We start from the raw sequence: 10496 nt of genomic DNA, 5'->3' as shown, positions 1-10496 counted from the left end.
CTGGCAAAAGCATACGAAACCCTGCAATTCAAAGCCAACAAAACCGCAGCTTCAGCACACAAAATCAATGCAGTAGAAGTTGTTCAGGCCGGACTCCTTAGGCGGCGCGCTCAGCCGCGCGACAGCCCGACGCGCCGTCCGACCTGTTCGGGCAGGGGCAGGTCCGCATGGCGCGCGACCGCGGCCGCGATGCGGGCCGCCACGGCGGGCGAGAACGGCGTCACCCGGCGGGTCGCCAGATCGACGTGCAGGATCAGGTTCTCGCTGATCGCCGCGGCCCACCCGTCAAGGTGACGCATGGTCTGGACATAATGCAGCCGCTTGGCGTCGTGCGCGATCAGCCGCGTCTCGACCGTCACCCTGTCGCCCGCGTTCAGTTCGCGCAGGTAATGCACCTGCGCCTGCGCCGTGAACACCGACACCCCGTCTGCGGCCGCGACCTGCGGGCCAAGGCCCAGCGGGTCCAGCACGCCGTCCAGCGCGCGGTCGAACAGGACATGATACCACGCCATGTTCAGATGGCCGTTGTAATCGGTCCAGCCATCCTCGACGACCATCGGCGGGCTGATGAACGCTGCGCTCACAGCCGCCGCCGGGCGCGCAGCGCGGCCACGATGGTGCCGTCGTCCAGGTAATCCAGCTCTCCGCCGATGGGCACGCCCTGCGCCAGCCCGGTGACGGTGACCTGCGCGGGCTCCAGCGCCTCGGCGATGTAATGGGCGGTGGTCTGGCCCTCGACGGTGGCATTCAGGGCCAGGATCACCTCGGTCACGCCCTCCTCGGCGATGCGCGACACCAGCCGGGGGATGCCCAGCTCGTCCGGGCCGATCTCGTCCAGCGCCGACAGCGTTCCGCCCAGCACGTGATAGCGCCCCCGGAAGGCACGCCCGCGTTCCAGCGCCCACAGGTCGGCCACGTCGGCCACCACGCACAGCTCGCCGTTGGCGCGGGCGGGGTCGGCACAGATCGGGCAGATCGCCGCCTCGCCGATGTTGCCGCAGCGCGAACACTCGCGCGAGGTTTCGGCGACCCGTGCCATCTGCGCCGCCAGCTGCGCCATCTGGCCGGTCCGGCGGCGGATCAGCGATAGCACGATGCGGCGCGCCGACCGGGGGCCAAGCCCCGGCAGCCGCGCCATCTGTGCGATCAGCGCCTGGATCTCGTCGCTGCCCTCGGCCATTCAGAACGGCAGCGACATGCCCGGCGGCAGGCCCAGGTCGGCGCCCATGCGCTGGGTTTCCTCGGCCATGCGGTCCTGTGCGCGGCGTTGCGCGTCCTTGATCGCCGCCAGGATCAGGTCCTCGACCACCTGCTTTTCGCTGGGCACGAAGATCGAGGGGTCGATCTCCAGCCCCGTCAGCTCGCCCTTGGCGGTGGCGGTGGCGCGCACAAGCCCCGCGCCGGACTCGCCGGTGACGGTGATCGTGTCCAGCCTGGCCTGCAGTTCGGCCACCTTGCCCTGCATGTCGCGGGCGGCGGCCATCATCTTGTTCAGGTCCCCCAATCCGCCGAACGGGTTCTTCATCCTGTGCTCACTCCTCGTCCTCAAAGGGGTCCCATTCCTCGGCCTCGGCCAGTCCGCCCTGGGCGGTGGCGTGCAGGTCGGGGGCCGCGTCCGTGTCATCGTCCGCGGGCGGCGGCGCGACGTGCCGGATCGCGGCAAAGCGCGCGCCGGGCACCGCGTCGAAGATGGCGCGGATGACCGGGTTGTCCAGTGCCGCCGCCTCGGCGGCCTGTCGGGCGGCGGCGCGCGTCTCGGCGATGGTCGGCCCGCCGCCGCTATCCACGACCGACACGGCCCAGCGGGCGCCGCCGGTCCAGCCGCGCAGACGCTCGCCCAGCCGCTGCGCCAGGTCGCGCGGCGCCTCAGACGTCGGCTGGAATTCGATGCGGCCGGGGGCATAGCGGACCAGGCGCAGGTGATCCTCGACCTGGGTCAGCAGGACCATGTCGCGCATCCGCCGGATCAGGTCGACCACCGCGTCGAAGTCGGCCAGCGCCGCAACCGCATCGGGCGCCGTGGCCAGGGCCAGGGCCCCGCCGCTGCCGCCCGCCTGCGCCACGACGGGCGCGGACCGGGGGGCGGCAGGCTGCATGGGGGCCGCGGCGCGGGGCGCGGACGCAGGCGCGGACCCCGGCGCCGCCGGGCGGCTGAACTCGCCCGCGGCCTGGCCCGCCTGCACGCGGCGGATCAGCGCCTCGGGGTCGGGCAGGTCGGCCACATGGGTCAGGCGGATGATCGCCATTTCCGCGGCCATCATGGCGTTGGGCGCGGCCGACACCTCCTCCAGGGATTTCAGCAGCATCTGCCACAGGCGGGTCAGCGCGCGCATGGGCACCCGCGCCGCCATGTCGCGGCCGCGGGCGCGTTCGTCGGGACCGACGGTCGGGTCCTCGGCCGCCTCGGGCGTGATCTTGACCAGGCTGACCCAGTGGGTGATCTCGGCCAGGTCGCGCAGCACGGCCAGCGGGTCGGCACCCTCGGCATACTGGGCCTGCAACTCGGCCAGCGCCTCGGCCGCGGCGCCGCGCAGGATCATGTCGAACAGGTCCAGCACCCGGCCCCGGTCCGCAAGGCCCAGCATGGCGCGCACCTGCGCGGCGGTGGTTTCACCCGCCCCGCCTTCACCCGCGCCGTGGCTGATCGCCTGGTCCAGCAGGCTGGTCGCATCGCGCGCCGACCCTTCGGCCGCCCGCGTGATCAGCGCCAGCGCGTCGTCGGCGATCGCGGCCCCTTCCGCCGCGGCGATGCGCCTGAGCAGCGCGATCATCGTCTCGGGCTCGATCCGGCGCAGGTCGAACCGCTGGCAGCGCGACAGGACGGTGACCGGCACCTTGCGGATCTCGGTGGTGGCGAAGATGAACTTCACGTGCGGCGGCGGCTCCTCCAGCGTCTTCAGCAGCGCGTTGAACGCGCTGGTGGACAGCATGTGAACCTCGTCGATGATATAGATCTTGTAGCGCGCGACCGCGGCCCGATAGTGGACCGAGTCGATGATCTCGCGGATGTCGTTCACGCCGGTCCGCGATGCCGCGTCCATTTCCAGGACGTCCACGTGCCGCCCCTCGGCGATGGCGATGCACTGGTCGCAGACGCCGCAGGGGCTGGTCGTCGGCCCGCCCGTGCCGTCAGGGCCGACACAGTTCATGCCCTTGGCGATGATCCGCGCGGTCGTGGTCTTTCCGGTCCCCCGGATGCCCGTCATGATGAAGGCCTGCGCGATCCGGTCCGCCGCGAACGCATTCTTCAGCGTGCGAACCATCGCGTCCTGGCCGACCAGGTCGGCAAAGGTCTCCGGCCGGTATTTCCGGGCCAGCACCTGATAGGCGGGCGTGTCGGTCATGCGTTCCCCTGGGTCTGGGCGGAATGTAGGGGGGGGCACGCGGGGGCGCAACGCCCGATGGCGCCGGGTCGGCCTTGGCATTCCGGGGCGGGCGCGGCAGCGTGGCCCGAGCAGTCAGGACGGGGACGACGATGGGGATCGAGACAGAGGCGCTGGCCTTCGCCGGCGGCGGGCTGGACCGCGCGGCCGACCGGCGCGGCGGCGACGACTGGCTGACCGGCGCGGCGGTGCTGCCGGTCTGGCGCGGCAAGGTGCTGGTCGATGGCGCCGACCGGCTGGCGCGGCTGGCGGTCGATCACCCGGCCCTGGCGGACGCCGAGCCGCCGATCCTGCTGGGGCTGGACGCGGGCCAGGCGGTCGCCGCGCAGGACATCGGGGCCTGGTCGCCCCCCAACCTGGCCGAGACGCAGCTGTTCTTCGATCCGACCGAACAGGTCCATCCGCTGATCAGGGGCGCCCGCTTTGTCGAGCTGCGCGGCCTGATGGCGCGCCTGTCCACGCTGGACGGCGAACTGGCGGCGACGGCGCGGGCGCTGACCGGCTGGCACGCGACCCACCGCCATTGTGCCGCCTGCGGCGAGCGGTCCGAACCCGCCCAGTCGGGCTGGCAGCGGCGCTGCCCGTCCTGCGGGGCGCAGCATTTCCCGCGCACCGATCCCGTGGTCATCATGCTGGTCGCGCGCGGCGACCGGGTCCTGCTGGGCCGCTCGCCGGGCTGGCCAGACGGGATGTATTCCTGCCTTGCCGGCTTCATCGAGCCGGGCGAGACGATCGAGGCCGCCGTCCGGCGCGAGGTCGCCGAGGAGACGGGCGTGACCGTCGGCGCGGTCCGCTATGTCGCCAGCCAGCCCTGGCCGTTCCCGGCATCCCTGATGCTGGGCTGCGTGGCCGAGGCGCTGGACGAGGCGATCACCCTCGACCCCGTCGAGCTGGAGGACGCGCGCTGGCTGGGGCGCACCGAACTGGCCGCGGTGTTCGCGGGCGAGCACCCGACGCTGCGCGCCCCGCGCCCCGGCGCCATCGCGGGCTGGCTGCTGCGGTCCTGGCTTGGGGGCGGGCCGTGAGGGCGCGCCGCTTGGCAGACAGCCCACCCGTCCCCACATGCGTCCCATGATCCCGCCCCGCTTTGACGTCACCCCCGAGCAGATCGACCGCGTGGTCGCCACCTTCTACGCGGCCGTGCGCCGGCACGAGGTGCTGGGGCCCATCTTCGCGCGCCACGTCACCGACTGGCCCGCGCACGAGGAAAAGATCGCGGCCTTCTGGCGCAATGCGATCCTGTACGAGCGCAGCTATGACGGCAATCCGATGCGGGTCCACATGGCGGCGGGCGACGTGCGGGCCGAGCATTTCGAGCCGTGGCTGATGCTGTTCGACGCGACGCTGATCCGCACCCTGCCGCAGCCGCAGGCGCGGGCCTGGTCGGCGCTGGCCCACCGGATCGGGGCGGGGCTGCGGATGGGCGTGCGCGACCTGCGCGAGGACCGCGGCGCGGCGCCGATCCTGCGCTAGCGCCACCCGCCCGGCGATCGGGCGGGGGCCATGTCCGGGGGGCTTGCAGTTGGCGCAGGGGTCCTTATGTCGGGCACATGGGCATGATCGTGATCTTTGCAATTGTCGGCGCGGCCGTCGGATGGCTGGCCGCCGGGCAGATCGGCCGCGGCCGGGTGACCTCGACCCTAATCGGCGCGGCCGGGGGCATGGCGGGCGGCATCGGGCTGTGGATCATGATCGGGCTGCTGGGCCTGCTGGTCGGCGCGCTGGGTGCGGTTGCCGGGGCGCTAATCCTTCTGTGGCTGGTGGATCGCTGGCGGGGCTGACCCGCGTGCGGCGTCAGCGCCGGTCGATCCTTACGCGGATGCCGTCGCGGCCGCGCACGGTCAGCCGCGCCACCGGGACCGGGTCCGCCTGTCCCCGCGACAGCCGCAGGTCGCGGCAGATCATCGCCAGCATCAACGGCCCCTCGATCATGGCAAACCCTGCGCCGGGGCACACCCGCTGCCCTGCGCTGAAGGGGATATAGGCGTCGCGGGCGCAGGCCCGGCCGTTCGGCGTGTCCCACCGGCCGGGGTCAAAGCCGTCGGGATTGTCCCACAGCCGCTGGTGGCGGTGCAGGTGCCAGGGCGACAGCACCACCTGCGTGCCACGGGGCAGGGGGCGGCCGCGCAGGGTTTCGGGCCGCGTCGTCTGGCGCACCATCATCGGCACGGGGGGATACAGGCGCATCGCCTCGCGGAACACCGCGCGCGCGGTCCGCAGGCGGCTGACAGCGGCGAAGGCAGGCTGCTCGCCGGTGGCGTCCAGCGCGTCGGCGGCCTCGGTGGCGACGCGGTCCTGCCACGCGGGGCTGGCCGCCAGCAGCCACAGCGCCCAGGCCAGCGCGCTGGCCGATGTCTCGTGCCCGGCCAGAAAGAAGATCGCGACCTGATCGACCATCTCGCGGTCGCTGAAGCAGCGGCCGGTGACGGGATCGGGCGTGGTCATGATCTTGGTCGCCAGATCGTCAGGCGCAGTCCCCTGGGCGATGGCCCGGGCGCGTGCGGCGACCAGATCGCCGATCAGCCCGCGGATCGTGGCCGCGGTCGTCCGCGTCCGCCGGGAATGCCAGCGCGGCACCCAGCGGGGCATCGGGATCAGCGCGGCCGGGTTGACCAGCGGCTGCGCGTCCTGATGGGCGCGGAAGGCCGCGAACACCTGCCCTGCGATGCGGTGCTCGATCGGCATGGAAAACAGCGTGCGAAAGATGACATCGGCGGCGGCGTGGCTGGTTTCCGGCTCGACGTCGATCTCGGTTCCCGACGCATCGGCCAGGCGCGCGGTCGCGGCGCGGCTTGCCTGCCACATGGCGGGCCATGTGTCGCGGATGCGCCCGCCCTCGAACGCGGGGTCGATGATGCGGCGCTGGCGGGCCCAGACCTCGCCGTTGGTGACGAAGACCGACTGTCCCAGCAGCGGGGCCAGCCCTTCGCGCAGGCGGTCGGACTTGGGGAAATCGCGCGGTCGTTCTGACAGCACCAGCCGCACCAGCGCGGGGTCGTTGCACAGCACGCTGCGGATCAGCGGGCTGCGGAACTCGGCCATCCAGGCGCGGTACAGCTTGTCGGGCAGCGCCGACAGCAGGTCGCGCCGGAACGCCCGCGCGATGCCGACCAGCCTGCGACCGGGCGGCGCGGGATCGGGACGTGGCGGGATCACGGCGCGCCCCGCAGCCGGCCGGGCCAGTCGTTGACCGCGCGGGTGATGCGTCCGGGCGAATGGCCGCGGCCGGCGAAGCGCGCGCCCAGCCGACGCGGCCCGGCGGTGATGGCGAAGTAATCATACGCCCCGGGCCGGTCAAAGGCGCACAGGTACTGGAAATGCAGCCGGAACCAGCGGCCGCGCAGGGCGCGCTGGCGGGCGGGCGACAGGGTCTGGCGAAACGCCGCCGACAGCACCAGCGGATGGCGGCGGTCGGGGGGCGCGACGCCCGAGACGGCGACCGGATCGCACAGGCCAAAGCAGCACGGATCGCCCGGCGCGGACACGTCCACCCAGTCCAGTTCAGGGCGCGCCGACAGAGAGCGCAGGTCGGACCGCAGCCGCCCGGCACGCGGCAGGAACGATGCCATCGGCACGACCTGGCCCAGCGTCAGCAGCGCCAGCCGCCCGTCCGCGCGCGCCCGGCCCGAACCGATCAGCTCTGCCAGCGCAGACACCGCCAGATAGGCGCCCGACGAATGGCCGACGACCAGCACCTCGTCCCAGTCCTCGGCCAGCGCCGCCCCGATCCGGTTCGCAAACAGCGTGATCCGGGCCGCAAGCTGGGGCGGATAGGCCCCGCCGTCCTGCGCCGTAAACGCGAAATCATGCATCAGGTAATGGGCGAACAGCCGACCGTCGAGACGCCGGAACAGCGTCAGCCCGGCCATGACGACGCCCGCGCCCAGCGCCAGCCCGGCCAGCGTCGCGGCCAGCGCCGGCAGGCCCACGCCGTCCAGCACGCGCGCGCCCAGCCACCCTGCAAGGACGCCCGCGGCCAGTGCGGCCGCCAACTGCCCCACCAGCACCACAACGGGATAGAGGGCTGCCAGCGCAGGTCCGCGGCGCAGGCGCATCAGCCGCCACAGCGCGCCCGACGCGGCATAGGTCCATGCGGTCCGTACAAGCTGGCCATAGGTCGCGGCGACCGTCTGTCCCATCGACCCCTGCACGACATCGGCCCAGACCAGCACCTCGACATCGGTTTCGGCGGAGCCTTCGGGAAACTGCGCCCGCACGCCCCAGCCAAAGCCCGCGGCGTCGCGGCGCGGGACCAGATCCAGCCGATAGCCGGAGATCGCCGCCTGCGCCGCCCCCTCGCGCCGGTAAAGCTCGCGATAGCGCCGGGGCGGAATGGGGTCGTATCCGGGGATGTAAAGAACCCGGCGGCGAAAAGGTCGGGTCATCGGCCTGCCCGTGCAATGCAGCCGCAGCATAGCGGCCCCGGTCGGCCGGGGAAAGGCGCGGCGCTGCCCCTTGCACGGCAGGCGGTCAGCGCGAATCCCCCGCGTCAGTGGCCCGCGTCTGAGCCGTTCAGCGGACCTGCCAGCGCGCCTCCAGCGCCTCGATCGCGGCGATGCGGCGGTCCGCCGGCGGGTGCGAGCGCGCCCAGGCCAGCCCCGGCGATCCGCCCGCGCCCGTCATCGCGTCCAGCCGGCCCAGCAGCGCCTTTTGCGGACCTGTGCCGAAGCCTGCCTTGATCATCAGCGCGGCGGCAAAGGCGTCGGCCTGATACTCGTCCTCGCGCGACAGACGGGCGGCCAGCGCGGTGGCGATCAGCGACCCGAGCCAGGGGCCGACAAGCGGAATCATGCGGCCGAAAACCCCCACCAGCACCGCCCGCACCACGTTCTGCCCGGCGAAATCCAGCATCCGGCGACGGGTGTGGCCATGCGCGACGTGCCCCAGCTCATGCGCGATGACCGACGCCAGCTCGGGCTCGGTCACGCGCCCGGCGTCCAGCTGGTCCAGAAAGCCGCGCGTCAGGAACACCCGCCCGTCCGGCGCGGCAAGCCCGTTCACGGGCGCGATCTCGTAGACATGGGCGCGGATGCGGCCCAGCCCCATCGCCGCGCCCAGCCGGTCCAGCGCCGCCGCCAGCCGCGGGTCGGTCAGGGGCGTGGACCGCGCGTTCAGCTCGGCCCGCAGGCGCCAGGCCGAGAACGCCCACATCGCCAGCGCGTAAAGGACGATCAGCAGGATCGGGGTCAGCTTGATCATGGGTCCAATCTGGGGGGTCGCGCCCGCGCAATCAATGTCGCTCGCTTGCGCCGGGCGGGCGGCTGCGCCACATCTGGGCGCATGGATCTGTTCGAGGACAGCGGCGCGCCCGCCGCCACCGGAAACGCGCCGGCGCTGACCGTGTCCGAAATCTCGGGCGCGGTGAAGCGCGTGATCGAGGGCGAGTTCGGCCGCGTCCGCGTCCGGGGCGAGGTGGGGCGCGTGTCCCGGCCGTCCTCGGGGCATCTCTACTTCGATCTCAAGGACGACAACGCCTGCATTGCCAGCGTGTGCTGGAAGGCCCAGGCCGGCCGGCTGTCGCACCGCCCCGAGGAGGGGATGGAGATCGTCGTCACCGGCCGCCTGACCACGTTCCCCGGCCAGTCCAAGTACCAGCTGCTGGTCGAGGACGTCGAGCCCGCCGGCCTTGGCGCGCTGATGGCGATGCTGGAAACCCGCCGCCGGGCGCTGGCGGCCGAGGGGCTGTTCGACCCCGCCCGCAAGCGGCCGATCCCCTATCTGCCCGGCGTGATCGCGGTCGTGACCTCGCCCAGCGGGGCGGTGATCCGCGACATCCTGCACCGGCTGCGCGACCGTTTCCCGTCGCGCGTGCTGATCTGGCCGGTGGCCGTGCAGGGGGCCGCCTGCGCGCCGCAGGTGGCGGACGCGATCACGCGGCTGAACGCGCTGGCCCCCGGCGGGCCGGTCCCGCGCCCCGACCTGATCATCGTGGCGCGCGGCGGCGGTTCGGTCGAGGATCTGTGGGGCTTCAACGACGAGGCGGTGATCCGCGCCGTGGCCGCGGGCACCATCCCGCTGATCTCGGCCGTGGGGCACGAAACCGACACCACGCTGATCGATCATGCCGCCGACCTGCGCGCGCCGACGCCGACGGCGGCGGCGGAAATGGCGGTGCCGGTGCGGGCCGACCTGGCCGGGCGGCTGGCCGACACGCAGGGGCGGCTGATCCGCGCCGTGCAGGGGCGACTGGACCGGCCCGCGCAGCGGCTGTCGGATCTGGGCCGCGGGCTGGGACGGCCGCAGGCGCTGACCGGCGCGGCGCGGCAGCGGCTGGACCTGATCGGGGCACGGCTGGACCCCGCGCTGCGCGGCTTTCTGCGCGACCGCCGCCGCGGCGTCGAGGGGCTGGGGATTCCCCGCGCCTCGCTTCGCAGCTTCATGCGGGCGCGGCGCGAGGCGTTCGACCGGGCGGCGCTGGGGCTGACCAAGGCGCAGGACCGCGACCGCGACCGGCGGCGCGCGGCGCTGCCCGTGCTGAACGCCCGCTGGCTGGCACGGGCTGCGGGCGATGCGCGGCGGGCGCTGGACGCGGCGGGACGCGGGCTGGACCCGGCGGCGCGGCGGGGCGCGGCCCGCCAGGCCGAGCGGCTGAACGGACTGGCCGCGCGGCTGGTCGGCGCACGGACGCGCACGCTGGCCGATGCGCAGCGCACGACCGCGCAGGGCCGGGCGGCGCTGGAGGGGCTGACGCGGCGGCTGGCCGCGCAGGGACCGCGGCTGACCGCCGACCGGGCCGAGGCGCTGGCCGCGCTGGACCGGCTGCGCCAGACGCTGGGCCACATGGAAACGCTGCGCCGCGGGTTTGCCATCGTGCGCGGCCCGCACGGGCTGGTCACATCGGTCGCGACCGCCGCCGCCGCCCCCCGGCTGGACCTGGAATTCCACGACGGGCGCCTGCCGGTCGGCCCCTTGGGCGACGGCGACGGCGGCGACGCACAGCCGGCGCCCGTCCCGCGTCAGGCGGCCCCGCGCGTCAGGGCAGGCCGCAAGGCCGCCGACCCCGCCCCGCAGGCGATGCCCGCCACGGCGCAGACCACCGCCCAGCCACCCGCCGCCGTCCCGCAGGACGGGGCCGGGCCTGCCGCCGCGACCCCGCGGCCCCGCGCCCGACGG

At 73.6% G+C, this 10496-nt stretch carries 10 protein-coding genes and 1 pseudogene; 4 read left to right on the top strand and 7 right to left on the bottom strand.

What is annotated here, in order from left to right; translation table 11 throughout:
* Positions 1-110: 110 nt before the first annotated feature.
* From DPQ23_RS09540 to DPQ23_RS09525, 4 genes are read right to left on the bottom strand one after another with little or no spacing between them, the layout of a single operon-like run.
* Entirely contained in the window at positions 111-584 is a 474-nt protein-coding gene (locus DPQ23_RS09540; protein ID WP_205961430.1) for a thioesterase family protein, read from the bottom strand.
* Positions 581-1180: a recombination mediator RecR gene (recR, locus tag DPQ23_RS09535; protein WP_112874449.1), complete on the bottom strand. Its 600-nt coding sequence runs from the start codon at positions 1178-1180 to the stop codon at positions 581-583. Before recR ends, DPQ23_RS09540 begins: the two co-directional genes overlap by 4 nt.
* Positions 1181-1525: a YbaB/EbfC family nucleoid-associated protein gene (locus tag DPQ23_RS09530; RefSeq protein ID WP_112874448.1), complete on the bottom strand. Its 345-nt coding sequence runs from the start codon at positions 1523-1525 to the stop codon at positions 1181-1183. It abuts the gene before it with no gap.
* Positions 1526-1532: 7 nt separating this feature from the next.
* Positions 1533-3344, bottom strand: a complete 1812-nt coding sequence (locus tag DPQ23_RS09525; RefSeq protein ID WP_112874447.1) for a DNA polymerase III subunit gamma/tau — start codon at positions 3342-3344, stop codon at positions 1533-1535.
* A gap of 131 nt (positions 3345-3475) precedes the next feature.
* Here DPQ23_RS09525 and nudC point away from each other — a divergent pair, with 131 nt between their 5' ends.
* From nudC to DPQ23_RS09510, 3 genes are all read left to right on the top strand, one after another.
* Complete coding sequence (gene nudC, locus DPQ23_RS09520; RefSeq protein ID WP_112874446.1) at positions 3476-4408, top strand: NAD(+) diphosphatase; 933 nt, start codon at positions 3476-3478, stop codon at positions 4406-4408.
* Between the two features lie 46 nt (positions 4409-4454).
* Entirely contained in the window at positions 4455-4856 is a 402-nt protein-coding gene (locus DPQ23_RS09515) for a group III truncated hemoglobin (protein WP_112874445.1), read from the top strand.
* An 83-nt stretch (positions 4857-4939) separates the two neighbouring features.
* A complete protein-coding gene (locus tag DPQ23_RS09510) occupies positions 4940-5164 on the top strand; it encodes a GlsB/YeaQ/YmgE family stress response membrane protein (protein ID WP_162630708.1) in 225 nt (74 codons plus the stop codon).
* Positions 5165-5177: 13 nt separating this feature from the next.
* On the opposite strand, the gene DPQ23_RS09505 is transcribed toward DPQ23_RS09510, so the two are convergent.
* From DPQ23_RS09505 to DPQ23_RS09495, 3 genes are all read right to left on the bottom strand, one after another.
* Positions 5178-6539 carry a cytochrome P450 gene (locus DPQ23_RS09505; RefSeq protein ID WP_240602603.1) on the bottom strand — a complete coding sequence of 454 codons (1362 nt, stop codon included), beginning with the start codon at positions 6537-6539 and terminating at the stop codon, positions 5178-5180.
* The gene (locus DPQ23_RS09500; RefSeq protein WP_112874473.1) at positions 6536-7768 is read right to left on the bottom strand and encodes a hypothetical protein; all 1233 of its coding nucleotides are present in this window, start codon (positions 7766-7768) and stop codon (positions 6536-6538) included. Before DPQ23_RS09500 ends, DPQ23_RS09505 begins: the two co-directional genes overlap by 4 nt.
* A 127-nt stretch (positions 7769-7895) precedes the next feature.
* Complete coding sequence (locus tag DPQ23_RS09495; protein WP_112874443.1) at positions 7896-8582, bottom strand: M48 family metalloprotease; 687 nt, start codon at positions 8580-8582, stop codon at positions 7896-7898.
* Between the two features lie 81 nt (positions 8583-8663).
* Between DPQ23_RS09495 and xseA the strand changes: the two are divergent.
* Positions 8664-10220, top strand: a pseudogene (gene xseA, locus DPQ23_RS09490) (exodeoxyribonuclease VII large subunit); the annotation flags it as partial.
* Positions 10221-10496: the final 276 nt, after the last annotated feature.

This window comes from Paracoccus endophyticus, assembly GCF_003286075.1.
In the GTDB taxonomy this organism is placed as follows: Bacteria; Pseudomonadota; Alphaproteobacteria; order Rhodobacterales; family Rhodobacteraceae; genus Paracoccus; species Paracoccus endophyticus.
This window is presented reverse-complemented; position numbering and strand designations above follow the sequence as displayed.